Source organism: Bradyrhizobium sp. AS23.2, from assembly GCF_001908185.1.
GTDB lineage: Bacteria > Pseudomonadota > Alphaproteobacteria > Rhizobiales > Xanthobacteraceae > Bradyrhizobium.
In genome coordinates this window covers 18495-41524 of record NZ_LGHM01000076.1, presented here as the reverse complement: position 1 = coordinate 41524, position 23030 = coordinate 18495, and the positions used below count along the sequence as shown (strand labels likewise).

Genomic DNA, 23030 nt, shown 5'->3' with positions numbered 1-23030 from the left:
ATGAGCGAGAGCAATACATCTGTTGAAATGCTGGAGCCGGTCGAGGACCGCGGTGGCGTTGCGCAGCCGCTGCTTCAGGTTAATGGCCTGACCAAGCATTTCCCGGTTCGCGGTGGGCTGTTCGCGGCAAAGCGCACCGTGCGCGCGGTGGACAACGTCTCCTTCTCCGTCGCCAAGGGCGAGACCGTCGGCATCGTCGGCGAGTCCGGATGCGGCAAGTCCACCACCGCGCGCCTCTTGATGCATTTGATGCCGCGCGATACCGGCGACATCATCTATGACGGCATGACCGTGGGACAGTCGCTGAGCTTGCGCGAGTTGCGCCGCGGCATGCAGATGGTGTTCCAGGACTCCTACGCCTCGCTCAATCCGCGCCTCACAATCGAGGAATCGATCGCGTTCGGCCCCAAGGTCCACGGCATGGCCGATGGTGCGGCACGCGCATTGGCCCGCGAGCTGCTCGGCAAGGTCGGCCTGCGGCCCGAAAACTTCGCCAACCGCTATCCGCACGAGATCTCCGGCGGTCAGCGCCAGCGCGTCAACATCGCGCGGGCCCTGGCACTGTCGCCGCGGCTGGTGATTCTGGACGAAGCCGTCTCCGCGCTCGACAAATCCGTCGAGGCGCAGGTGCTCAATCTGCTTGCCGACCTCAAGCGCGAGTTCGGGCTCACCTATCTCTTCATCAGCCACGACCTCAACGTCGTGCGCTACATCAGCGATCGCGTGCTGGTGATGTATCTCGGCGAGGTCGTCGAGCTCGGTCCGGTCGACCAGGTCTGGGATCAGCCGGCGCATCCCTATACGCGCGCACTTCTTGCTGCGATGCCGTCCTCCGATCCTGACAGCCGCACCGAGAAGCCGCCGATCACGGGCGATCCGCCCAATCCGATCGACCCGCCTTCGGGCTGCCGCTTCCACACCCGTTGCCCGTTTGCGGAGCCGCTCTGCGCAAATGCGACACCACAGCTCACTGCGCTCGATAAGATGGGCCACGAGGCCGCGTGTTACATGGCGATACCGGGTTCAGGCCATAGCCGCGCGCCCAGAGAGGAAACCGCATGACGAGACCGACACCAAAAGAGATCAAGCCAATGGCGCAAGTCGCCGGCGTTCCCGTGGATGACGAGATCGCGACGCGCATCTCCAATTCCATCGGACCGGCCTTCGAAGGCTTTGCGGCCATCGCCGGCACGCTGCCGTTCGACCTCGAGCCCGCGCTCTATTCGATCGCGCAGACCCAGAAGGTGTCGAAATGAGCACCGAGCCTGCACTGATGACGCTCACCGAGGTCGCGCGTGCGATCGCGATGAAGCAGGTGTCCTCGCATGAGGTGACGCGCGCGCTGCTGCACCGCATCACGCAATGGCAGCCGCATCTCAACGCTTTCATGTCGATTGAATCAGAGTCCGCGTTGAAGGCCGCTGAGGCCGCCGACGCCGAGCTCGCCAAGGGCGAGGTGCGTGGCCCGCTGCACGGCGTGCCGCTCGCGCACAAGGACATGTATTACGACGCCGGCAAGGTCGCGACCTGCGGCTCCCTGATCCGACGCGAATTCGTTCCGACCGTGACGTCCACCGCCTTGCAGCGGCTCAAGGACGCCGGCCAGGTCCGTCTCGGCACGCTTCATCTCGCCGAATTCGCCTATGGACCTACCGGGCACAACGCCCATTACGGTCCTGTGCGCAATCCCTGGAATGTCGCGCACATCACCGGCGGCTCGTCGTCGGGCTCCGGCTCGTCGGTCGCCGCGCGCCTGACCTATGCGGCGCTCGGCTCGGACACCGGCGGCTCGATTCGCATGCCCGCGCATTTCTGCGGCGTCACGGGGCTCAAGACCACCGTCGGCCGTGTCAGCCGCGCCGGCGCGATGCCGCTGTCGCAATCGCTCGACACGGTCGGCCCACTCGCGCGCACCGCGGAAGACTGCGCGCTGCTGCTGGCTCTGATGGCAGGCGCCGATCCTGAGGATTCAACCTGCAGCCATGAGCCGCTGTCGGATTATGTCGGCGCGACCAAGGGCTCACTGAAGGGCCTCAAGATCGGCGTGCCCGCGTCCTTCTATGTCGACGATCTCGACAGCGCGGTCGCGCGCGTGCTGGACGAGACCATCGCCGTGCTCAAGCGCGAGGGCGCCGACATCGTCAAGGTCGAGCTGCCCGATCAGCGGCAATTGTCCTCGGCGAGCCAGCTCGTGCTCGCGGCCGAAGCCGCCGCCTTCCACAAGCGCTGGATGATCGAGCGTCCGCAGGATTATGGCCCGCAGGTCCTGATGCGGCTTCAGAATGGTCTTGCCGTTCCCGCCATCACCTATCTCGAGGCGATGCGCTGGCGCGGCCCGGCGCTCGCCGCGCATAATGCCGCGACTGCCGGCGTCGACGCGATTATTGCACCGGCCTCTCCGGTGCCGGCGCCGACGATCGAGGAGAGCGACGTCGGCGGCGGACCGAACGCGCCGTCGCTGCTGCAGCGACTGACGCTGTTCACCCGTCCGGTGAACTTTCTCGGCCTGCCGTCGCTCACCGTGCCGTCCGGCTTCACCAGGAGCGGCCTGCCGATCGGCATGCAGCTCATCGGCCGCTCCTTCGATGAAGCGACCTTGCTCACCATCGGCGCCGCGTTCCAGCGCGTGACCGACTATCACGATCGGGTACCGAAACTGCCGTCATGACAAAGCTCGTCGAGATCTCAGGCCTCAACATCCGCTTCACCGGAGAGCGCACGGTTTTTGCCGTGAACGATCTCAATCTCTCGCTCGGAAACAGTGAGGTGCTGGGCCTGCTCGGCGAGTCCGGTTCGGGCAAAAGCGTGACCTTGCGTGCGCTGATGCGGCTGTTGCCGCGCAAGCGCACGCAGATCGCGGGCAAGGTCAATGTCATGGGCCGCGACGTGCTCGCCATGAACGATGAGGAGTTGTCGTCATTCCGCGGCCAGACCGTCTCGATGATCTTCCAGGAACCCGCGCTCGCGCTTGATCCCGTCTACACCATCGGCGCGCAGATCGCCGAAAGCGTCGTGCGCCACGAAGGCAAAAGCTACGCGGAGGGCAGGGCGCGTGCGCTGGAGATGCTGGAGGTCGTGCGCATCCCGTCCGCCAAGCGGCGGCTGGACGCCTATCCGCACGAAATGTCCGGCGGCATGCGCCAGCGCGCGATGATCGCGCTCGCGCTCGCCTGCCGGCCGAAAATCCTGCTGGCGGACGAGCCGACCACCGCGCTCGATGCCACCGTGCAGATCCAGATCCTCCTGCTGCTGCGTGAGCTGCAGCGCGAGTTCGGCATGTCCGTCATCTTCGTCACCCACGACATCGGCGTCGCCATCGAGATCTGCGACCGCGTCGCGGTGATGTATGCCGGCCAGATCGTGGAGCAGGGGAGCCTGCGCGACATCGTCCGCAGCCCGGTGCACCCCTATGCCAAGGGGCTGCTCGCCTCGACGATCCATGGCGCCAAGCGCGGCGCGCGGCTGGAAACCATTCCCGGCACGCCACCGTCGCTGGCCGAGAAGCCGCACAACTGCTCTTTCGCCCCCCCGCTGCGCCGTCGCCCAGCCGCGCTGCCTGGAGCAACTGCCCGCGAACGTGGAGGTCGGGGCCGGGCCGGGCGGCGCGGTGTGTGCTGGCGGAGCCGGTGGCGGCGTCGTCGTAGCCGGTGTGCTCCCTCGCCCCGCTCTTGCGGGGAGAGGGTTGGGGTGAGGGGTCTCTCTCCGCGGATGAGATTGTCGAGGGGGCTGCATGTCCCTCACGCCGAAATGCGCGCTCCCTCAAAAATCCTCTACGACAACACCGAGTTGTCACAGTTCACCGGGAGCTCTGAGCCGCGCGCGTTTCTACTGTGCATGGGGTTGTTTTCGACATTTTTGTCCGAGCAGGCGGCCAGCTCTAGCTGCCCGGCGGTTCAGTCGGCCGGAACTTCCCGCCTCTCCTGGGCTGGGGAGAGGCGCCGACGCCTGCTATAAAAAGCCGTAAAGACTGTGGAATACCGGACTTGCACGCGGGGCTGTCAGGGGTAGATGTGGCCCATCGGGGTCCTGGATTAATTCGGCTGCGTTGGACGCAGGGAGAACACGATGTTAATCCGGATCGAGTACCTCTGAACGGCCTATGAAATCCGGGGTTTTTCCCCCATCCGAAAGAGATCAGACTGATGGCAGCCGTACCTGGCGTCCGCCGTTCAGAGCTCGGTGACGCCTTACGCGCTTGTCGCACGGCGTTCGTCGGCGTCGGCTTGATGAGCTGCATGGTCAACCTGCTCTATCTGACCGGGTCGATCTTCATGCTGGAGGTTTACGACCGGGTGCTGCCGAGCCGCAGCATTCCGACCCTGGTCGGCCTCATCATCCTCGCCAGCTTCCTCTACGCGGCGCAGGGCGTGCTCGACATGATCCGCAACCGGATTCTGGGGCGGGTCGGCACCGCGCTCGATGATGCGCTCAACAAGCGCGTGTTCGACACCATCGTGCGCCTGCCGCTCCTGGTCGGCAGCCGCAACGAGGGCCTCCAGCCGCTGCGCGACCTCGACAATGTCCGCTCCTTCCTCGGCGGCATGGGCCCGAGCGCGTTCTTCGACCTGCCCTGGCTGCCGCTCTATCTCGCCATCTGCTTCGCCTTCCACGTCTTGATCGGCGTCACCGCGCTGGTCGGTGCCATCATCCTGGTTGGGTTGACGTTGGTCACCGAAGTTCTGTCCCGCCAGCCGGCGCGCGAGGCGATGGGGCTTGCCGCCCAGCGCAACGACCTCGCCTCCGCCAGCCGCCGCAATGCCGAAGTCATGGTGTCGATGGGCATGGCCGGCCGGATGAACCAGCGCTGGAGCGAGGCCAACGAAAAATATCTCGCCGGCAATCAGCGTGCGAGCGACGTCGCCGGCGGTCTGGGTGCGGTCGCAAAGGTGCTGCGCATGATGCTGCAATCGGCCGTGCTCGCGGTCGGCGCCTATCTCGTCATCCACCAGGAGGCGACCGCCGGCATCATCATCGCCGGCTCGATCCTCTCCGCCCGCGCGCTGGCGCCGGTCGATCTCGCGATCGCGCACTGGAAATCCTTCGTCGCGGCACGCCAGAGCTGGCAGCGTCTCACCCGCCTGCTGGAGCAGATGCCCGCGCAGACGATGCCGACCCAGCTGCAGGCGCCGACCAGCCGGCTCTCGGTCGAAGGCATCTCCATGGTGCCTCCGGGCGACCAGCGCCTCATCGTGCAGGACGTCACCTTCGCGCTCGCGGCCGGCAATGGCCTTGGCGTGATCGGGCCGAGCGGCTCCGGCAAGTCGTCGCTGATCCGCGCGCTGGTCGGCGTCTGGCAGCCGGTGCGCGGCAAGGTGCGGCTCGACGGCGCGGCGCTCGACCAATGGTCGTCCGACGTGCTCGGCCGCCACATCGGCTATCTGCCGCAGGATGTCGAATTGTTTGGCGGCACCATCGCGCAGAACATCAGCCGCTTCGATCCCGAGGCGACGTCCGACGGCATCATCGCTGCGGCGAAAGAAGCCGGCGTGCACGAGATGATCATCAAGATGCGCGAGGGCTACAACACGCAGGTCGGCGAGCAGGGCACCGCGCTCTCGGCAGGGCAGGCGCAGCGCGTGGCACTGGCGCGCGCGCTCTACGGCAATCCGTTCCTGATCGTGCTCGACGAGCCCAATTCCAATCTCGACACCGAAGGCGACGAGGCGCTGACCCGCGCGATCCGCAGCGCCCGCGAGCGCGGCGCCATCGTCATCGTGGTGGCGCACCGGCCGATCGGCGTCGAGGCGGTCGACCAGATCCTGGTGCTGCGCGACGGCCGCATGCAGGCCTTTGGACCGAAGGAGCAGGTCCTCGCCCAGGTGCTCCAGCCGCGCGTGACCCCGCCGGCGCCGATCAAGATCGTCAGCGAAGGCGGAGTGCCCAAATCATGAGGCGGCAAGACGCTGCGCTTCTTCTCCCTCGCCCCGCCTGCGGGGCCGCGACGAGCTTCGCTCGCGCTGAGAGGGTCGGGGTGAGGGGGAGTCTCCACGGGGGCGGTGACAGTGGGACTCGCGGAGAGCCCCCCTCACCCGATCGCTGCGCGATCGACCTCTCCCCGCAAGCGGGGCGAGGTGAAAGATGAGCACGATGTCGATCGGCGGCGCGAAGCCCGCCGCGAAGAGGACCGTGCGGGAGTCGATCAAGTTCCACCTGATCCTCGGGCTTGGGATCATGCTCGTCCTGATCGTCGGTCTCGGCGGCTGGGCGTCGACCGTGCTGATCTCGGGCGCGCTGATCGCGCCGGGCCAGATCGTGGTCGAATCCAACGTCAAGAAGGTGCAGCATCCGACCGGCGGCGTGGTCGGCGAGGTGCGTGCCCGCGACGGCGACGTGGTCAAGGCCGGCGACATCGTGGTGCGGCTCGACGACACCGTCACCAAGGCGAACCTCGCCATCGTCACCAAGAATCTCGACGCCGCTCAGGCGCGTGCGGCGCGACTGCAGGCCGAGCAGCGCGGCCTCGACAAGCTCGAGTTCCCGCAATCGCTGGTCGATCGCGGCAGCGATCCCGACGTCAAGGCGCTGCTCTCTGCCGAAGCCAAGCTGTTCGACGTTCGCGTCAACGGTCGCGCCGGCCAGAAGGCGCAGCTCCGCGAGCGCGTCCAGCAGCTCAACGAGGAGATCGAGGGCCTCTCCGCGCAGGAGAAGGCCAAGGACAAGGAGATCGGCCTGGTGCAGCAGGAGCTCACCGGCGTGCGCGATCTTTATGAGAAGCACCTGGTGCAGATCTCGCGCTTGACCACGCTCGAGCGTGACAGTGCCCGCCTCAACGGCGAGCGCGCGCAATACATCGCCTCGCGGGCGCAGGCCAAGGGCAAGATCACCGAGACCGAGCTCCAGATCATCCAGGTCGACAAGGACATGGTGAGCGAAGTCTCCAAGGACCTGCGCGAGACCAACGACAAGATCGGCGAACTGATCGAGCGCAAGGTCGCCGCCGAAGACCAGCTCCGCCGCGTCGACATCCGCGCGCCGCAGGACGGCATGGTGCTGCAATCAACCGTGCACACCGTCGGCGGCGTCGTCACCGCCGGCGATACGCTGATGCTGATCGTGCCGCAGGCCGACGACCTTCAGGTCGAAGCGAAGGTCAATCCGGTCGACATCGACAAGCTCCAGATCGGCCAGAAGACGCTGCTGCGTCTGTCCGCCTTCAACCAGCGCACCACGCCCGAGCTCAACGGTGTCGTCAGCCGCGTCTCGCCAGACGTCACCACGGACCAGCGCACCGGCCAGAGCTACTACACCATCCGCGTCTCGATGCCGGCCGAAGAGGTCGCCCGCCTCGGCGACGTCAAGCTGATCCCCGGCATGCCCGTGGAAGCCTTCGTCCAGACCGGCGACCGCACCATGCTGTCCTATTTGATGAAGCCGCTGCACGACCAGTTGATGCGGGCGTTCCGGGAGAAATGACGCGCGAAAGCGCGTCATCCCCACCCGTCATTGCGAGCGTAGCGAAGCAATCCAGCCTGTCTCCGCGGAGGGATTTCTGGATTGCTTCGCTGCGCTCGCAATGACGACGTGGCTGTCAGTTTGCTATACTGCGATTGCAAACAGCTTGTCCCAAGCAACCGGCGTCGAACATGCAATCCATCCACTCCCCACCGTCCATCGCAACCGAATCCTTCTCCGACGCTGCTGCGGCCGTCGCCCGGCTCGAAGAGATCTACGAGCGCAACACGAAATTCCTGCGCGACCGGTTCGAGGCCTATGTCAATGGCGAAGGGATCACGACGCGGGCGCGGGCCTATTATCCCTTCGTCCGCGTCACCACCGCGACGCATGCACGGCTGGATTCGCGTCTCGCCTATGGCTTCGTCGCCGGACCCGGCGTGCACGAGACCAGTGTCACGCGGCCGGATCTGTTCCGCGCCTATCTCACCGAGCAGATCGGGCTGCTGATCCAGAACCACGGTGTTCCCGTAGAGATCGGCGAGTCCGTCGAGCCGATCCCGATCCATTTCGCCTACCGCCGCGACATCAACATCGAGGCCGCCATCACCACCAGCGAGAACTCATCCGTCGCGCGATCGCTGCGCGACGCGTTCGACGTGCCGGACCTCGCCACCATGGACGATGCGATCGCCGACGGCACGTTCGAGCTTCAGCGTGGCGCGCCCGAGCCGCTGTCCCTGTTTCGGGCCGCCCGCGTCGATTACTCGCTGCGCCGGCTCTATCACTACACCGGCACCGATCCCGAATATTTCCAGAACTTCGTGATCTTCACCAACTACCAGTTCTATGTCGACGCCTTCGTGCAGCTCTGCCAGCAGCGGCTCCAGTCCGGCGAGGCCGGCCTCGAAGCCTTCGTCGCGCCCGGGAATGTGATCACGCGCAGCGGCGGAGCGACCATAGGGATGGCACCCGTGCGGGCGCCGCAGATGCCGGCCTTCCATCTCGTCACGCCCGGCTATCGCGGCATCACCCTGATCAACATCGGAACCGGACCGTCCAACGCGCGCAACGTCACCGACCACGTTGCCGTGCTGCGTCCGCACGCCTGGCTGATGCTCGGCCATTGCGCGGGCCTGCGTAACACGCAACGGCTCGGCGACTACGTGCTCGCGCATGGCTATGTGCGCGAGGACCATGTGCTCGATCGCGAGCTGCCGCTGTGGGTGCCGATCCCGGCGCTCGCGGAGATGCAGGTCGCGCTGGAGGAGGCGGTCGAAGACGTCACCGGGCTCGAGGGTTTCGAGCTCAAGCGCCTGATGCGCACGGGCACCGTCGCAAGCGTCGACAACCGCAACTGGGAGATCTCCGGACCGGCCGTGATCCGCCGCCTGTCGCAATCGCGTGCGGTCGCGCTCGACATGGAATCGGCCGCGATCGCCGCCAACGGCTATCGCTTCCGCGTTCCCTACGGCACCCTGCTGTGCGTCTCCGACAAGCCGCTGCATGGCGAGATCAAGCTCGCGGGCATGGCCAGCGAATTCTACCGCCGCCGCGTCGGCCAGCATCTCGAGATCGGCCTGAAAGCGCTGGAGCGGCTCAAGCAGCAGGAATCGGAGCGGTTGCATTCGCGAAAACTTCGCAGTTTCGCCGAAGTCGCGTTCCAATGACGCGCTTACTGCCCGCGACCCGCAAGGACAGGAGAACTGTCGTACGAACATTGACGTCTCGGTGAGCACCGCACTCCGGAATATCACGGCGAAGGAGGGGTTATCACGTCGTCCGGGGCCGCTTGGATCGAGACAGGAGACAGAGATGATCACAACGATGATCAGGTTCGTCGCGCTGGGAACGTTTGCGGCGCTGCTGGTTTCCCCTGTGCATGCCGCAGGGGGAGGCGGGGGCGGCGGTGGTGGTGGCGGTAATGGTGGCAGCGATCCTTATGGCGGCGCCTATTCAACGCCCAGCACCAGCACCGCCCAACCGACCTATCCGAGGCGCTCGGGAACGAAGGCCGGTCAGAAAGGCAAGAAGCCGAACAACCAGTCAAGCATTGACGATCCGGCATTCGCCGCCGGCTATCGCGTCGCCTATGACACCATCTACGAACGTAACGACTATGCGGCCGCGATCGATCAATTGAAATCGCTCGGCCATGACGACCATCCGAACGTCGCCAACCTCATCGGCTATTCCTATCGCAAGCTCGGCGACTACGCGCAATCGCAGGTGTGGTACCAGCGCGCACTCAAGGCAGACCCGAACCACGTGCTGACCTGGCAGTACTATGGGCTTTGGCAGCTCGAGCAGGGCAATCGCGAGCAGGCGCTCTATCACCTGAGCCGGATTGCCGCCATTTGCGGGACTGATTGCGAGGAGTACAAATCGCTGGCCGCGGCACTGGAGAAGCCGACCGGCACGGCGCTCGTGTACTGACGGGGCAGGGTGGTTTCGCCGCGACGGGCGGCCATCGTGTCTGACGCAACCATGTGACGAGGAGGCGGGGTGACCCTCCCGTCCTCGCGCGTGGAGCTGTGGCGGATACGGCCGGCGAAGCCGCCTGCACGAAGCCGCCTGCACATGGTGACAACGCGCCAGATTTTCAGCATTGTCCGTTCGGGGCGCGAACGGGACAATTGGATGCCGCTTACGCGCGACAAGATCATCGGTCATGACCTCGAACGGCTGGCCTTTCGCTTCACCATGACGAGCGAGGGCGAGGTCGTGCAGTGCCAAATCAGCGACGCGGCGCTGGACGAACTCGCGGGCATGCAGGGCACCGAAAGCAGCGCGCGGCACGCGCAGTTCCTGTCCCTGCGCGAAACCATCGAGCGGATCGCATCAGATCTCTACGACGAGGCGCCGCGGTTCAAGGGCTTTGTGGTGCGGATTTTCATGCGGCATTTGGGAAGGTAGGCGCGACGCTGAGGGCGGACCGCGCCTCACCTCCGCTGTCATCGCCCGGCTTGACCGCGCGATCCTGTATTCCAGAGGCAGTTGTGATTGAACCGATAGGCCGCGGCGTACTGGATGCCCCGCTTTCGCAGGGCATGACAGTGATCGTGCGGCGGGGTCATCCCGACTTACTTGAGCTACGGAAGCAGATCACCCCTCCAACGTCTTGAGCAGCAACTTCAGCGCCGTCGCCGCGAACACCTGCATGTTGGCGAAGCGATCGTTGTTGCCCGTCTCCAGCGTCATCACCTCCACTCCGGGTCCCGCGACTGCCATGCAGCTGTGGCCGGCCGCATCGCCGTAGCGGTTGCCGGTGGGACCGGCGGCGCCGGTTTCGGACAGGCCCCAGTCGCATTTGAAGCGGCTGCGCATCTGTTCGGCCAGGAGTTTCGCATAGGGCTCCGACGAGGATCGAAAACCCTTCATTCCATCGTCCGAAATATCCATCAGCACGCGCCTCGCATCGCGGGTGTAGACCACGGCGCCGCCGAGGTAATAGGCCGACGCGCCGGGCACCGCGAGCAGGCTGGCCGAGATCAGGCCGCCAGTCGAGGATTCCGCGACCGCGATGGTCTGTTTGCGTGCGACCAGTTTGGCCGCGACCTGTTCCGCAATGCCGACGAGCTCTTTCATCCCTTTGACCTCTCATTCCCTCGCAACCGAGCTCAGCCTTCCTAGCATATGACAGCGGCCTTGGCCGAGTTGCGGGCAGCGGGCAGGCCTGCTTGAATAGCGGACAAAGCGGAGCGGCCAAGTGCCGCCCGCGAGAAGACGTGACGAGGAAACGTGAGAAGGGAGACGTCATGGCGTCCCTGATCGTCGGCGGGGTGGATTGCGACGTGCATCCGGCCGTGCCGAATCTGACCAGCCTGCTGCCCTACCTGAACGAGTATTGGCGCGATCAGGTGACGACGCGCGGCATGGTCGACCTCGTCTCGCAATCCTACCCGAAGAACTCGCCGATCGTGGCGCGCCCCGATTGGCGCCCCGAGACGGGCAAGCCGGGCGAAAGCCTCAACGACATGCGGCGCCATGTGCTCGATCCCTTCCAGCTCACGCACGCCATCTGCAATCCACTCTACGGCGTGCAGATGGTGTTTTCCGAGGACATGCAGGCCGCCTTCTGCCGCGCGCTGAACGATTGGCTCGTGAAGGAATGGCTCGATCGCGATCCGCGGCTGCGCGGCTCGATCGTGATCCCCACCCAGAGCGTCGAAAAGTCCGTCGCCGAAATCGAACGCTGCGCGCAGGACAAGCGCTTCGTGCAGGTGCTGATGCTCGTCATGGGCGATTCGCCGCTGGGCAAGCGCGCGCTGTGGCCGATCTATGAGGCGGCGGAACGGCTGGACCTCCCCGTCGGCATCCACGCCGGTTCCGCCTATCACAATCCCCCGAGCGCTGTGGGGTGGGGGTCCTATCACATCGAGGATTATGTCGGTCAGGCGCAGGCGTTCCAGACTCAACTGACCAGCCTCATTGTCGAAGGCGTATTCGTCAAATACCCGCGCCTGAAAATGGTGATGCTGGAATCCGGCGTCTCCTGGATCGCGCCCTATCTCTGGCGCCTGCACAAGTTCTGGCGCGGGGTGCGGATGGAGACGCCCTGGGTCGATCGTGCGCCGCTGGAAATTGTGCGTAGCAACATCCGCTTCTCGTTACAGCCATTTGATGCGCCGCCGGAACCTGAGACATTAATTCGCCTGTTTGATCATATGCAGTCCGACGAATTGGTCCTATTCTCCACGGACTATCCGCACTGGCAATTCGACGGCCAGGACGCGCTGCCCGAAGGTCTGTCCCCCGATCTCGTGCGCAAGATCATGATCGACAATCCGCATGCAACCTATCCCCGCCTGAGATAGCCCGCTGCCAAAGGAGGCAAGGCGATGAATATCCAGTTCCGCGAGAGCACCGAAGCTGCTTCCCCTCTGACGACCAAGACCGCGATCGCGGACTGCGACATCCATCCGGCACGCGCGACCCGCACTGAGCTCTATCCTTACCTCGCCAAGCGCTGGCAGCATCATCTCGAAGTCTACGGCGTTCATGCCTATCAGGGCATGATGGAAGGCCCGCCCTATCCGAAGGCCCAGCCCAACGCATCGCGCCGCGACGCCTATCCGCCGGAAGGCGGACCGCAAGGTTCCTCGCTCTCCTTCATGCAGAAGCAGCTGCTCGATCCCAACAACGTGCAACTCGGCGTGCTCAACCCGCTCAACACCGGGCAGGGCATCCGCAATCACGAGCTTTCGGCCGCGCTCTGCTCGGCGATCAACGACTGGCAGATCGACAAATGGACCAGCAAGGACAAGCGGCTGAAGGCCTCGATCGTCGTCGGCAACGAGGACGGGCTGTCGGCCGCAGCCGAAATCCGCGAGCGCGCCGGCGACAAGAACTTCGTCCAGGTGCTGCTGCTCAGCCGTAACGTCGAGCCGCTCGGCCAGCGCCGCTATTGGCCGATCTATCAGGCCGCGGAAGAGGCGGGCCTTCCCGTTGGCGTCCACGCCTTCGGCTTCGGCGGCAATCCGATCACGCCGTCGGGCTGGCCCAGCTATTACATCGAGGAGATGGTGGGCCACTCGCAGTGCCAGCAATCGGCGCTCGCAAGCCTCGTGCTCGAAGGCGTGTTCGAGCGCTTCCCGAAATTGAAGATGGTGATGATCGAGGCCGGTTTCGGCTGGGCGCCGTCGCTCGCCTGGCGGTTGGACAAGGCCTGGCAGCGACTGAGGAGCGAAGTGCCGCATGTGAAGCGGCCGCCGTCCGAATATATCCGCGAGCAGGTGTGGTGGACGACGCAGCCGATGGAAGACCCGGAGCGGCGCGAGGATCTGTTCGACGTCATCAAATGGATCGGCTGGGACCGTCTGCTGTTCGCGACCGACTATCCGCACTGGGATTACGACGAGCCATCGCGCGTGTTGCCAGCGGGCGTCAGCGAGACCAATCGCGAGGCGTTCTATCTCGGCAATGCGCAGAAGCTTTACGGGATTAGTTGATGGCGCGTCATGTGATTGCCTCGGTGGATGAACTGCCGCCGGGGACACGAAAATTTCTCGAGATCGACGGCCGGCCGATCGCGATCTTCAACATCAAGGGCGAATATTTCGGCCTGATGAACCGCTGCCCGCATCAGGGCGCGGCGCTGTGCGAGGGCCCGCTGATCGGGCTCGCCCAGTCAAAAGATCCCGGCGAGATCGAATACACGAAACTCGGCGAGATCATCCGTTGCCCCTGGCACGGCTGGGAGTTCGACATCCGCACCGGCCAGTCCTACTGCGATCCCCGCCGCTTCCGCGTGAAGGCCTATCCGGCCCATGTCGAGCCGGGCGCGAGCGTGGTGAAGGGGCCGTATGTCGCCGAGACGATCCCGGTCAGCGTCGAGAGCGATTACGTGGTGGTGGAGCTGTAGGCCCCACCGTCATCGGGACTGCACTCCCTCGCCCCGTTCTTACGGGGAGAGGGTTGGGGTGAGGGGCCTCTCTCCGCGCATAAGGTCGCTGACGGACCTGTACCCCTCACCCGAATTCGATCTGCGATCGAATTCGACCTCTCCCCGCAAGGGGGAGAGGTGAAGAAAGAGGGCGCCCCGGAATGACACCGTCCTAGCGGCCCGCGACCGGCTCCGCCACCGGATCATACGTCGGCACAGCCTCGCCGCCGCGGCGATACACCACCGATGCTGCGATGATGCCGAGCAGCGCCGCGAACATCAGCCAGAAGCCGGGCGAGGCCTTGTCGCCGGTCTTGTCGATCAGCCAGGTCGAGGCGAACGGCGTGAAGGTGCCGAACAGGGCGGCTGCGAGCGCGAAGGCGAGCGAGAAGCAGGTGGTGCGGACATGTGCCGGCACGATCTCGACCAGAGCACCGAGCATGGTGCCGCTGTAGACGCCGAAATAGAACGAGAACATCATCTCCACCGCGAGCAGCTTGCCGAAAGTCGGCGCCGCCACCAGCCAGTGCAGCGCCGGATAGGCGGTGACCAGCGACAGGCAGGCGATGGTGATCAGCACCGGCTTGCGGCCGATGCGGTCGGACAGGGCGCCGCCGACCGGATTCCAGATGAAGTTGGTCACGGCGACCAGCAGCGTCACGAGCAGCGCGTCCTGCGTCGTCAGCTTCAACACGTTCTTGCCGAAGGTCGGGGTGTAGACGGTGACGAAGTAGAACGTCGTCGTGGTCAGGACCGCGATCATCATGCCGAGGATGACGATGCGCCAGTTGGCGAGCGCGGAGGCGAACACCTCGCTCGCGGTCGGATGCTTCTTCATGGCGAGGAAGGCCGGCGTCTCCTCGAGCGTCCGCCGCAGCAGGAAGATCAGCGGAATGATCAGGCAGCCGACGAAGAACGGAATGCGCCAGCCCCAGGCGGTGACGATGTCGGCCGGCATCACCTCGGACAGGATGTAACCGAGGATCGAGGCCACGAAGATCGCGACCTGCTGGCTCGACGATTGGAACGAGGTGTAGAAGCCGCGGTTGCCGGGCGTTGAGATCTCGGCGAGATAGACCGAGACGCCGCCGAGCTCGACGCCGGCGGAGAAGCCCTGCAGCAGGCGGCCGATCAGCACGATGATCGGCGCTGCAATGCCGATGGTTGCGTAGCTCGGGCAGAACGCGATCACCACGGTGCCGAAGGCCATGATGCCGAGCGTGACGATCAGGCCCTGGCGACGGCCGATGCGGTCGATGTAGGCGCCGAGCACGATCGCGCCCACGGGCCGCATCAGCGCACCGAGCCAGAACACGCCGAAGGTGTTGAGCAGCGAGGCGGTCTCGTTGGAGGAGGGGAAGAAGGCCTTGCCGATGGCGGCGGCGTAGAAGCCGAACAGGAAGAAGTCGAATTGCTCGAGGAAATTGCCGGATGTTGCGCGCAGGATCGCGCCGACACGCGACTTGATCTCGGGCGGATTGGTTGCTGGTCCAGCCATGACGTTACTCCCTTCAGGACGCGGCCGGACCGGAACTCATTTCACGGCAAGGCGACAGATTGTTGCTGCGACAATCTGTCATACCCCTTCTCGCGCGGGGCGCAGCGAGTCAACCGATTTTGCTGTGGAAGTCGATGATTTTTCAGGCTTTATTCTGCGTTGCGGCGACCACCCATTGGCGGAATGCGGCAAGCTTCGGCGCCTCTCGGCCGCCCTCCGGCGAGACCAGGTAAAAGCCGGCATCGGCCGGCAACGCGATCTTGAAGGGGACCACGAGCCGGCCCTTGGCGATGTCGTCCTGAACGTACGAGGTCCGCCCCATCGCCACGCCGATGCCGTCGATCGCAGCCTGGATGGTCATGAAGATCATGTCGAAGGTGATGCCGGGCTGCTTGGCGATGTCGGCCGGCAAGCCTGCCGCGGTCAACCATAGCCGCCAGTCGTCGCTGTTGGCGTTCGAGGTGTGCAGCAGCGGATAGCCTCTCAAATCTTCCGGCTGGCGCAGTGGCTTGTCGCCGCGCAGGAGTGACGGGCTGCACACCGGAAACAGCTCGTCCGCCATCAGCCAGTCGGCGCGCAGGCCCGGCCACTGGCCACGCCCGTAGCGGATCGCGGCATCGACATTGTCGCGCTGGAAGTCGACGAGGTTGGTCGATGTGGTGATGCGGACATCGATGCCGGGGTGCTGCTCCTGGAAATCGGTGAGCCTTGGCAGCAGCCATTTCGCGGCGAGCGAGGCCAGCGTCGACACCGTCAGCACCTTGTCGTCGTCCTTCCGCAGCAGGCGGTCGGTGGCGAGCCTGAGATCGTTGAAGGCAGCGCGGACGCCCGGCAGGTAGTCGCGCGCCTCCGGCGTCAGCGCCAGCGCGCGGTTCTGCCGGACGAACAGGCGGATGCCGAGCTCCTCCTCGAGCCTGCGGATCTGATGGCTGATCGCGGTCTGCGTCACGTTCAGCTCGGTCGCAGCCAAAGTGAAGCTGAGATGGCGTGCGGCGGCCTCAAAGGCCCGCAATCCGTTCAGCGAGGGCAATCTGGCAGTCATTTGGCAGCAGGATACATGACGTTATTTCATGCGAAAAGGTACAAATTGTCGTTTGTCGAAACGACCGTACGAGCAGATATTAGCCTCAAGTTTAGCTCGAGGAGCTGAAAATGTCTACTTGCACCACCGAATCGATGACAAATCATCATGCGACTGGTCTGATCCACCAGATCGGCGAGACGCTGCATATCTGGCACGAGCGCTACCGGACGCGGCAGGAGCTGACCCACTGGACCGCCCGTGACCTCCATGACGTCGGCCTGTCCTGGAGCGACATTGCCTTCGAGGCTGAGAAACCCTTCTGGCGGGCCTGATCGGCCGCCAGGCCGGCGCCGCCTGATCAGGGGCGCCGGCGGTCCCCCTTTCCGTTGGGCATGTGTCATGAGCACTCTTCGCCTGGAAGACCTGAAGCAATATTCGGATACGCTGCGCACCCGGCAAGGTGAGGCGCTCAATGTCCGCTTCGTCGAGCCGCGCGACACCGAGGAGCTCCAGCACTATTTCCGCTCGCTCTCGACCCGTTCCCGCTACAACCGCTTCTTCGGCGCGATCAGCGAGCTGCCGAAGGGCTTGCTGAACGACTTCCTCCAGGTCGGCGAGCGCGAGCGCTTCACCGTCGTCGCGACCAAGATGGTCGACGGATTCGAAACCATCGTCGCCGAGGCGCGCTACGCCTTCCACGAAGCGAACGCGACGCTCGAATTTGGCCTCTCGGTCGACGACCGCTGGCAGGGCCACGGCATCGCCACCGCGCTTTTGAGGAATCTCGAATGCCGAGCTGCCGCGCTCGGCGCCGAGCACATGTTCGGCGACACGCTGCGCTCCAACGAGACCATGATCTCGCTCGCGCGCAAATCCGGCTTCGGCTTCGTCAACCATCCGGACGACTGGAAGCTGGTGCGCTTCGACAAGGAGATCAACGTGGCGCCGAAAGACATTCCCTGTGCGAGCTGGCGTCTCGCCGCGCTTTCCCGTCAGGCCGATAGCCCCTCAGCCTTGGCCTGACAATACTCCGAGCCCGGCCTGGCGAAACCAGAGCCGGGCATTTTTTTTGCCCTCACGCAGCAGTGTCGTTTGTGAAGTCGGTCGAGGTCGCGATCGTTCGCCACTCCGCTAGTTCCTTCGCGACGAACGCGTTCTTCGCTTCAATCCGTTCCACCGTATCGCTGCCAAGCGGCAACCGCAGCGGCGGGTTCTTGGCGTCGGCGAGCTTCAGGAAGGCCTGCGCCAGCTTGCGCGGGTCGCCGCGCTGGCCGCCATTGGCGTCGGCTGCACGCGCTCGGGTCTTGCCGACGCTCTCTTGATAGTCGCCGATCTGCATCGCCGTGCGGGACAGCGAGGTCTCGTCGAGGAAGTCGGTGCGGAAGAAGCCTGGCTCGACCACGGTCACCTTGATACCGAGCGGCGCGACTTCGCCAGCCAGCGCTTCGCTGAGACCTTCCACCGCGAACTTGGTCGCGCCATAGACGCCCCAGCCGGGATAGCCGGCGTACCCGCCGACCGACGAGATGTTGATGATGTGGCCGGAACGCTGGCGGCGCATATGCGGCAGCACCGCGCGGGTGACGCCGAGCAACCCGAACACGTTCGTGCCGAACAGTTTTTGCGTCTCGGCACCGCTGGCCTCCTCGATCGCACCCAGAAGGCCGTAGCCGGCGTTGTTGACGAGGATGTCGATGCGCCCGAATTTCCTGACCGCCTGGCCCGCAGCCTCATGCGCCTCGGTCTCGCTGGTCACGTCGAGCCGGGTGGCGAGCAGCCGCTCGTGACTGCCGAGCCGGGCGGTGACGGTCGACGGGTCGCGCGCGGTCGCGACCACGGCGTCGCTGGCCTTCAACGCCGCTTCGGCGATCAATGCGCCAAATCCGCGAGACGCTCCTGTGATGAACCAGACACGCATGGTGTTGCCCTTTCCGTTCTTGCTCCGGCGGCATGCCGAGGCCGATGGGCAAGGTGTAGCGGCTCGCCATAGCTGAGATAATCCGCTATATATTTTGCAAGCTATTGAGAACAATTCAGTAATGCAGATCGACCCGTCCGACCTCGCGACCTTCCTCGCCATTGCCCGCCACCGCAGCTTTCGCGCGGCGGCGACCGAACTCGGCGTCACGCCATCCGCGCTGTCCCATGCTCTGCGCAATGTCGAGGAACGGTTGGGCCTCAGGCTCCTGAACCGCACAACCCGCAGCGTGGCGCTCACCGAGGCCGGTGAGCGGCTGTTTGCCCGCATCACGCCGGCCTTCCGTGACATCGACGATGCGCTCGAGGACCTCAACAATTTCCGCGGCAAGCCTGCCGGGACGCTGCGCTTCACTGCCGCGCGCCAGTCGGCGCAGCTCGTGCTGCTGCCGATCGTGACACGCTTCCTGAAAGCGTTTCCGGATATCAGCGTCGAGATCGTGATCAATGACGTCCTGATCGACATGGTCGCGGCCGGTTTCGACGCCGGCGTGCGTTTTGGCGAGACCATTGCCGCCGACATGATCGCGGTACCGATCGGCCCGCGTCACCGTTTTGCCGTGGTCGGCTCGCCCGGCTTCTTCAAGGCGCACGAGGCGCCGAACACGCCGCATGATCTGAAAGGCCTGCCGTGCATCCGCTACCGCTTCACCAGCGGCGCGCTCTATCACTGGGAATTCGAGCGCGGCGGCATCGAGCTCGCCATCGACGTCACCGGGCCGCTGACGATGAACGACCAGGACCTGATGGTCGATGCGGCGCTCGACGGAATCGGTCTCGCCTATGTGTTCGAGGCCCAAGTGGAGGCGCTGCTCGCCAAGCGCAAGCTGGTGCGCGCACTCGCCGACTGGTGCCCGGCCTACCCAGGCTTCTTCCTGTATTATCCGAGCCGCCGCCAATTGCCGGCGGCGCTGCGGGCCTTCGTGGATTTCGCGCGGGCGCCTGCCGCGTAGCCCGGACGGAGCGAAGCGCAATCCGGGATTCGTTCCGCGCTCGCAGGCTTTCCCGGATTTCGCTTCGCTCCATCTGGGCTACGTCCGGTTGCCGCACGCTCTACTTCCCCGTGAACACCGCCTTGCGCTTCTCGATGAACGCTTGCACGGCTTCCTTGTGATCGGCGGTCGTGGTGAGGCGGATCAGCCGCTCGGCCTCGTGATCGCGGGCGGTCTCGAAATCGAACAGTAAGGCTTCGTCGAGATTGTCCTTCATGTAGCGGAGCGCCATGCGTGGGCCTTCGGCGAGCGACTTTGCCAGGGCGAAGGCTTCAGCTTGCAACTTGTCGTCGGGCACGACGCGGTTGACGAGGCCGATGGCTTCGCAACGCGCCGCATCGACCCGGTCGCCGGTGAACAGGAGCTCGCGCGCCCGCGCGGTACCGACGAGACGGGTAAGCAGCCAGGCGATGCCGTAATCGCCGCTAAGCGCGATGCGGGCGTAGCCGGTGGCGACGAAGGCCGATTGTGCGGCGATGCGAATGTCGCAGGCCATGGCGATCGCGAGACCCACGCCGACTGCCGGCCCCGGCAGCGCGGCGATGGTCGGCTTGCGCACCGACACCAGCGCGCCCGTGAGCAGCCGCTGCCGCTCCTGGAGATCGCCGACCTTGTCGTCAAAGGACATTTCGAGCTTGGCCTTGTCGTGATGCGCGCCCATGCCCTTGACGTTGCCGCCGGCGCAGAAGGTCTCGCCCGCGCCGGTGAGCAGCAGTGCACCGACATTGCGGTCCTCGCCGCAGGTGCGGATCATCGTGCGCAGCGCCGGCGTCAGCGTGTCCGACAGCGAGTTGCGCGCCTCCGGCCGGTTCAACGTGATCACCGCGACGCGGTCGCGGATGACGCAAAGGAGTTCGTTGGTGCCGGTGTCGATGGTGGTTTCCGTGGTCATGTCGCTCCCTCTCTTTCGTCATTGCGAGGAGCGAAGCGACGAAGCAATCCAGTCTGTATCGGATGAGGCATCTCTGGATTGCTTCGCTTCGCTCGCAATGACGGTTGTTGTGACGTTATCGCCTCAAAACTTCTCCACCCACGGCCGCAGCTCCAGCTCCCAGCTCCAGGCGCTGCGCGGCTGTTGCAACACGTTCCAATAGCTCTCCGCAATCGCGTCGGGATCGAGCATCGAGTCCGGCTTGTCCGATGCTTCCGCGCGCGCCGCGCTGCGGATGCCGCCGTCGATGACGAAATGCGCGACATGGATGCCTTGTGGCGACAGCTCGCGCGCCATGCTCTGCGCGAGGCCGCGCAGCGCGAACTTGCCCATGGCGAACGGAGCGGACTGCGCATAGCCCTTGACGCTGGCGGAGGCGCCGGTGAACAGGATCGCGCCATGCTTGTTCGGTAGCATCCGCCTCGCCGCCTGCTGCCCCACCACGAAGCCGCCATAGGCGCTGACCGCGATCGCCTGCGCGACGTCGGCCGGAACCAGGTCGACGAACGCCCCGCGCGAGCGGCCGCTGGCATTGTAGACGACGAGGTCGGGCGTGCCGATCTCGCGCTCGACGAGGCCGAATAGACGCTCGACCTCATCGGGCTCGGTGGCGTTGCAGGCATAGGCCTTTGCGCCGGTCTCGCTGCAGAGCGCGCCGAGCTTTTCGATCTTGCGAGCGGCAAGCGCGATGCGAATGCCCTGGGCAGACAGCAGCCGCGCCAGCGAGGCGCTCAGGCCTTCGCCGGCACCGACGATGAGCGCGATCTTGTATTTCGGGTGTTCCATGGCGTGATCTCTCGAGCTAAGGAGCCGCTGATCTAGGCATGGGCCGCGCAAACAACCAGCCGGATTGGCAGTTGACGCGATCACAATTCCGCAGAGCGAATTGCTCCTTCACCGTGATCATGCCTCCCTGACAATTTGCGGCTTTATCCGTATCCGCAACTGGAGCATGATCGACATCATCCCAAGCGGCAAGCGCTAAAGTAGCGCAAAATGTTCGCAGGGCGCGGAAACGAAGAGGACGATCATGCACAAGCCGGTCACAGGGCAGCCAAAAAATGTCGCGGCCGAACAATCCGGCCTGCTGGCGCCCGACACCACGGGCATGAATTTCTACCGCGCCGATCAGGCGCTGACCGATCTCCTGCGCATCCACCTGCCGGAGACACTGTTCCGCCACATCGAGCCGCATCTCGACCGCCTCGGCGAACTTGCCGGTGGCCCGCTCGACGAATGTGCGCGCCTCGCCGACCGGCACACGCCGGTGCTGCACCAGCGCGACAAGTTCGGCCGCGACGTGCAGTGGATCGAATACCACCCGGCCTATCGCGAGTTGGAGAACGCCGCTTTCGGCGAGTTCGGCATCCACGCGCTCTCGATCCGCAAGGGCATCATGGGCTGGCCGGACAAATATCCCGTCGTCGCCAAGCACGCGTTCACCTTCCTGTTCAACCAGACCGAATTCGGTATGGGCTGTCCGATCAACGTCACCGACGGCTGCGCCAAGCTGCTGGCGAATTTCGGCAGCGAGGCGCTGAAGGCGAAATATCTTGATGGCCTCACCCAGACCGACATGAGCAAACTGACGCAGGGCGCCCAGTTCATGACGGAAAAGGAGGGTGGCTCAGATGTCGGCACGCTGACCACGCGCGCGGTGCAGGAGGGTGACCATTGGCGCCTCTACGGCGAGAAATGGTTCTGCTCGAATGCCGATGCGAAGGTCGTGATGCTGCTGGCGCGCCCCGAAGGCGCCGGCCCCGGCACGCGTGGCGTCGGCCTGTTCCTGATGCCGCGCTTCCTCGACGACGGCTCGCAGAACCACTACCGGATCGTGCGTCTCAAGGACAAGCTCGGGACGCGCTCGATGGCGTCAGGGGAGATCAAGCTGGAGGGTGCGATCGCCTATGCCGTGGGCAAGCTCGACCGCGGCTTCGTGCAGATGGCCGAGATGGTGAACTCCTCGCGGCTCTCCAACGGCGTCAAATCCACCGCGCTGATGCGCCGCGCCTATCATGATGCGATGACGGTGGCCAAGAACCGCGTGGTGTTCGGCAACCGCATCATCGACCTGCCGCTCGGGCGACGGCAGATGCTGAAGATCATGCTGCCGGTCGAGCAGGCGTTGTCGATGAGCTTTCTCACCGCCGACGCGCTCGACCGTGCGGAAGCCGGCAGCCAGGATGCGGCGGCGCTGTTGCGCATCCTGACTCCAACGTTAAAATTCCGGGCCACGCGCGATGCGCGCAAGGTCTGCGGCGATGCGCTCGAGATGCGCGGCGGCATCGGCTATATCGAGGAATTCGCCATAGCCCGCCTGCTGCGCGATGCGCATCTTGGTTCGATCTGGGAGGGCACAGGAAATATCGTCGCCATCGATGCGCTCAAGCGCGCGGTCGGCCGCCACGGCGCCGAATCCGCGCTCGCCGCCGACCTGCATGCCCGGCTCGACGACAGCGCGTCCGTGCCGCAGGCCTGGCGCGACCGTTTGCGCGGCCTCGTCGATCGTGCGGTGGGCTTCGCACGTGAGGTCGCTGGCAAGGCCGACAACGAGGCCGATGCGCGCCGCGCGACGAGCCTGCTTTATCATGTCGCCAGCGCGGTCGCGCTCGCCTGGGAAGCGCATCGTATCCACGACATGCGCGGCGATGCGCGCCGGCTGTTGCTGTCGCGGCTGGTGGTCGATCACCGGGTGTCGCCGAGCGATCCGTTCCGGCTGACGGAAAATGCCGTGCAGCAGAAGGTCGCGGCGCTGCTGCTCGGCGATCGCGCGTGCGGCATGAGCGAGGTTGGCGAACTGGTTCTGGCAGCGTAGGCTCCTTCTCACCTCT

General features: G+C 65.0%; 21 protein-coding genes and 1 pseudogene. 16 read left to right on the top strand and 6 right to left on the bottom strand.

Going from position 1 to position 23030, the window contains the following annotated elements; all coding sequences use genetic code 11:
* The 9 genes and pseudogenes from AC630_RS17060 to AC630_RS17015 all read left to right on the top strand — a co-directional run bounded on the left by AC630_RS17060 (position 1) and on the right by AC630_RS17015 (position 10308).
* Positions 1-1062 (top strand): ABC transporter ATP-binding protein, encoded by a 1062-nt coding sequence (locus AC630_RS17060; protein ID WP_074119660.1) that lies wholly within the window; start codon positions 1-3, stop codon positions 1060-1062.
* A complete protein-coding gene (locus AC630_RS17055) occupies positions 1059-1256 on the top strand; it encodes a hypothetical protein (RefSeq protein ID WP_074119659.1) in 198 nt (65 codons plus the stop codon). The genes AC630_RS17060 and AC630_RS17055 overlap by 4 nt, the downstream gene beginning before the upstream one ends.
* Positions 1253-2668: an Asp-tRNA(Asn)/Glu-tRNA(Gln) amidotransferase GatCAB subunit A gene (locus tag AC630_RS17050; protein ID WP_074119658.1), complete on the top strand. Its 1416-nt coding sequence runs from the start codon at positions 1253-1255 to the stop codon at positions 2666-2668. The genes AC630_RS17055 and AC630_RS17050 overlap by 4 nt, the downstream gene beginning before the upstream one ends.
* Positions 2665-3644 (top strand): annotated as a pseudogene (locus tag AC630_RS17045) (ABC transporter ATP-binding protein). The gene AC630_RS17050 and the pseudogene AC630_RS17045 overlap by 4 nt, the downstream one beginning before the upstream one ends.
* Positions 3645-4142: 498 nt before the next feature.
* Positions 4143-5891 (top strand): type I secretion system permease/ATPase, encoded by a 1749-nt coding sequence (locus AC630_RS17035; RefSeq protein WP_074119656.1) that lies wholly within the window; start codon positions 4143-4145, stop codon positions 5889-5891.
* A gap of 187 nt (positions 5892-6078) precedes the next feature.
* Positions 6079-7413, top strand: coding sequence for an HlyD family type I secretion periplasmic adaptor subunit (locus AC630_RS17030; protein WP_074119655.1), 1335 nt, complete (start codon positions 6079-6081; stop codon positions 7411-7413).
* Positions 7414-7583: 170 nt separating this feature from the next.
* Positions 7584-9062, top strand: a complete 1479-nt coding sequence (locus tag AC630_RS17025; protein ID WP_074119654.1) for an AMP nucleosidase — start codon at positions 7584-7586, stop codon at positions 9060-9062.
* 145 nt (positions 9063-9207) lie between these two features.
* Positions 9208-9828 carry a tetratricopeptide repeat protein gene (locus tag AC630_RS17020; RefSeq protein ID WP_074119653.1) on the top strand — a complete coding sequence of 207 codons (621 nt, stop codon included), beginning with the start codon at positions 9208-9210 and terminating at the stop codon, positions 9826-9828.
* A gap of 204 nt (positions 9829-10032) precedes the next feature.
* Entirely contained in the window at positions 10033-10308 is a 276-nt protein-coding gene (locus tag AC630_RS17015) for a DUF1488 family protein (protein WP_074119652.1), read from the top strand.
* A 189-nt stretch (positions 10309-10497) separates the two neighbouring features.
* Here the strand turns inward: AC630_RS17015 and AC630_RS17010 are convergent, their stop codons facing one another.
* On the bottom strand, positions 10498-10980 hold the full coding sequence (locus AC630_RS17010) for a CinA family protein (protein ID WP_074119651.1): 483 nt from the start codon (positions 10978-10980) through the stop codon (positions 10498-10500).
* 170 nt (positions 10981-11150) lie between these two features.
* Between AC630_RS17010 and AC630_RS17005 the strand changes: the two genes are divergently transcribed.
* The 3 genes from AC630_RS17005 to AC630_RS16995 are packed head-to-tail and all read left to right on the top strand — an operon-like array spanning position 11151 to position 13756.
* A complete protein-coding gene (locus AC630_RS17005; protein WP_074119650.1) occupies positions 11151-12209 on the top strand; it encodes an amidohydrolase family protein in 1059 nt (352 codons plus the stop codon).
* 24 nt (positions 12210-12233) lie between these two features.
* Positions 12234-13343 carry an amidohydrolase family protein gene (locus AC630_RS17000; RefSeq protein WP_074119649.1) on the top strand — a complete coding sequence of 370 codons (1110 nt, stop codon included), beginning with the start codon at positions 12234-12236 and terminating at the stop codon, positions 13341-13343.
* Positions 13343-13756 carry a Rieske (2Fe-2S) protein gene (locus AC630_RS16995; RefSeq protein WP_074119648.1) on the top strand — a complete coding sequence of 138 codons (414 nt, stop codon included), beginning with the start codon at positions 13343-13345 and terminating at the stop codon, positions 13754-13756. The genes AC630_RS17000 and AC630_RS16995 overlap by 1 nt, the downstream gene beginning before the upstream one ends.
* Positions 13757-13949: 193 nt before the next feature.
* On the opposite strand, the gene AC630_RS16990 is transcribed toward AC630_RS16995, so the two are convergent.
* Both AC630_RS16990 and AC630_RS16985 read right to left on the bottom strand, forming a co-directional pair.
* Positions 13950-15275 carry an MFS transporter gene (locus AC630_RS16990; protein WP_074119647.1) on the bottom strand — a complete coding sequence of 442 codons (1326 nt, stop codon included), beginning with the start codon at positions 15273-15275 and terminating at the stop codon, positions 13950-13952.
* Positions 15276-15417: 142 nt separating this feature from the next.
* Positions 15418-16317, bottom strand: a complete 900-nt coding sequence (locus tag AC630_RS16985; RefSeq protein ID WP_074119646.1) for a transcriptional regulator GcvA — start codon at positions 16315-16317, stop codon at positions 15418-15420.
* A gap of 110 nt (positions 16318-16427) precedes the next feature.
* On the opposite strand from AC630_RS16985, the gene AC630_RS16980 reads away from it, so the two are divergent.
* Together AC630_RS16980 and AC630_RS16975 are read left to right on the top strand one after the other, a co-directional pair.
* Entirely contained in the window at positions 16428-16631 is a 204-nt protein-coding gene (locus tag AC630_RS16980) for a DUF1127 domain-containing protein (protein ID WP_074119645.1), read from the top strand.
* Between the two features lie 67 nt (positions 16632-16698).
* The gene (locus AC630_RS16975) at positions 16699-17322 is read left to right on the top strand and encodes a GNAT family N-acetyltransferase (protein ID WP_074119644.1); all 624 of its coding nucleotides are present in this window, start codon (positions 16699-16701) and stop codon (positions 17320-17322) included.
* Positions 17323-17374: 52 nt separating this feature from the next.
* Here the strand turns inward: AC630_RS16975 and AC630_RS16970 are convergent, their stop codons facing one another.
* A complete protein-coding gene (locus tag AC630_RS16970; RefSeq protein ID WP_074119643.1) occupies positions 17375-18217 on the bottom strand; it encodes an oxidoreductase in 843 nt (280 codons plus the stop codon).
* 121 nt (positions 18218-18338) lie between these two features.
* Here AC630_RS16970 and AC630_RS16965 point away from each other — a divergent pair, with 121 nt between their 5' ends.
* Positions 18339-19229 carry a LysR family transcriptional regulator gene (locus tag AC630_RS16965; protein WP_074119642.1) on the top strand — a complete coding sequence of 297 codons (891 nt, stop codon included), beginning with the start codon at positions 18339-18341 and terminating at the stop codon, positions 19227-19229.
* 100 nt (positions 19230-19329) lie between these two features.
* Here AC630_RS16965 and AC630_RS16960 read toward each other — a convergent pair whose 3' ends face one another.
* Together AC630_RS16960 and AC630_RS16955 are read right to left on the bottom strand one after the other, a co-directional pair.
* The gene (locus tag AC630_RS16960) at positions 19330-20160 is read right to left on the bottom strand and encodes an enoyl-CoA hydratase (protein WP_074119641.1); all 831 of its coding nucleotides are present in this window, start codon (positions 20158-20160) and stop codon (positions 19330-19332) included.
* Between the two features lie 123 nt (positions 20161-20283).
* Positions 20284-20985 (bottom strand): SDR family NAD(P)-dependent oxidoreductase, encoded by a 702-nt coding sequence (locus AC630_RS16955; RefSeq protein WP_074119640.1) that lies wholly within the window; start codon positions 20983-20985, stop codon positions 20284-20286.
* A 244-nt stretch (positions 20986-21229) separates the two neighbouring features.
* Here AC630_RS16955 and AC630_RS16950 point away from each other — a divergent pair, with 244 nt between their 5' ends.
* Complete coding sequence (locus tag AC630_RS16950) at positions 21230-23014, top strand: acyl-CoA dehydrogenase family protein (protein ID WP_074119639.1); 1785 nt, start codon at positions 21230-21232, stop codon at positions 23012-23014.
* Positions 23015-23030 lie beyond the last annotated feature (16 nt).

Coding starts and splice junctions, on each gene's coding strand:
- AC630_RS17060 (WP_074119660.1), top strand. CDS start 1: ATGAGCGAGAGCAATACATCTGTTGAAATGCTGGAGCCGGTCGAGGAC.
- AC630_RS17055 (WP_074119659.1), top strand. CDS start 1,059: ATGACGAGACCGACACCAAAAGAGATCAAGCCAATGGCGCAAGTCGCC.
- AC630_RS17050 (WP_074119658.1), top strand. CDS start 1,253: ATGAGCACCGAGCCTGCACTGATGACGCTCACCGAGGTCGCGCGTGCG.
- AC630_RS17035 (WP_074119656.1), top strand. CDS start 4,143: ATGGCAGCCGTACCTGGCGTCCGCCGTTCAGAGCTCGGTGACGCCTTA.
- AC630_RS17030 (WP_074119655.1), top strand. CDS start 6,079: ATGAGCACGATGTCGATCGGCGGCGCGAAGCCCGCCGCGAAGAGGACC.
- AC630_RS17025 (WP_074119654.1), top strand. CDS start 7,584: ATGCAATCCATCCACTCCCCACCGTCCATCGCAACCGAATCCTTCTCC.
- AC630_RS17020 (WP_074119653.1), top strand. CDS start 9,208: ATGATCACAACGATGATCAGGTTCGTCGCGCTGGGAACGTTTGCGGCG.
- AC630_RS17015 (WP_074119652.1), top strand. CDS start 10,033: ATGCCGCTTACGCGCGACAAGATCATCGGTCATGACCTCGAACGGCTG.
- AC630_RS17010 (WP_074119651.1), bottom strand. CDS start 10,980: ATGAAAGAGCTCGTCGGCATTGCGGAACAGGTCGCGGCCAAACTGGTC.
- AC630_RS17005 (WP_074119650.1), top strand. CDS start 11,151: ATGGCGTCCCTGATCGTCGGCGGGGTGGATTGCGACGTGCATCCGGCC.
- AC630_RS17000 (WP_074119649.1), top strand. CDS start 12,234: ATGAATATCCAGTTCCGCGAGAGCACCGAAGCTGCTTCCCCTCTGACG.
- AC630_RS16995 (WP_074119648.1), top strand. CDS start 13,343: ATGGCGCGTCATGTGATTGCCTCGGTGGATGAACTGCCGCCGGGGACA.
- AC630_RS16990 (WP_074119647.1), bottom strand. CDS start 15,275: ATGGCTGGACCAGCAACCAATCCGCCCGAGATCAAGTCGCGTGTCGGC.
- AC630_RS16985 (WP_074119646.1), bottom strand. CDS start 16,317: ATGACTGCCAGATTGCCCTCGCTGAACGGATTGCGGGCCTTTGAGGCC.
- AC630_RS16980 (WP_074119645.1), top strand. CDS start 16,428: ATGTCTACTTGCACCACCGAATCGATGACAAATCATCATGCGACTGGT.
- AC630_RS16975 (WP_074119644.1), top strand. CDS start 16,699: ATGAGCACTCTTCGCCTGGAAGACCTGAAGCAATATTCGGATACGCTG.
- AC630_RS16970 (WP_074119643.1), bottom strand. CDS start 18,217: ATGCGTGTCTGGTTCATCACAGGAGCGTCTCGCGGATTTGGCGCATTG.
- AC630_RS16965 (WP_074119642.1), top strand. CDS start 18,339: ATGCAGATCGACCCGTCCGACCTCGCGACCTTCCTCGCCATTGCCCGC.
- AC630_RS16960 (WP_074119641.1), bottom strand. CDS start 20,160: ATGACCACGGAAACCACCATCGACACCGGCACCAACGAACTCCTTTGC.
- AC630_RS16955 (WP_074119640.1), bottom strand. CDS start 20,985: ATGGAACACCCGAAATACAAGATCGCGCTCATCGTCGGTGCCGGCGAA.
- AC630_RS16950 (WP_074119639.1), top strand. CDS start 21,230: ATGCACAAGCCGGTCACAGGGCAGCCAAAAAATGTCGCGGCCGAACAA.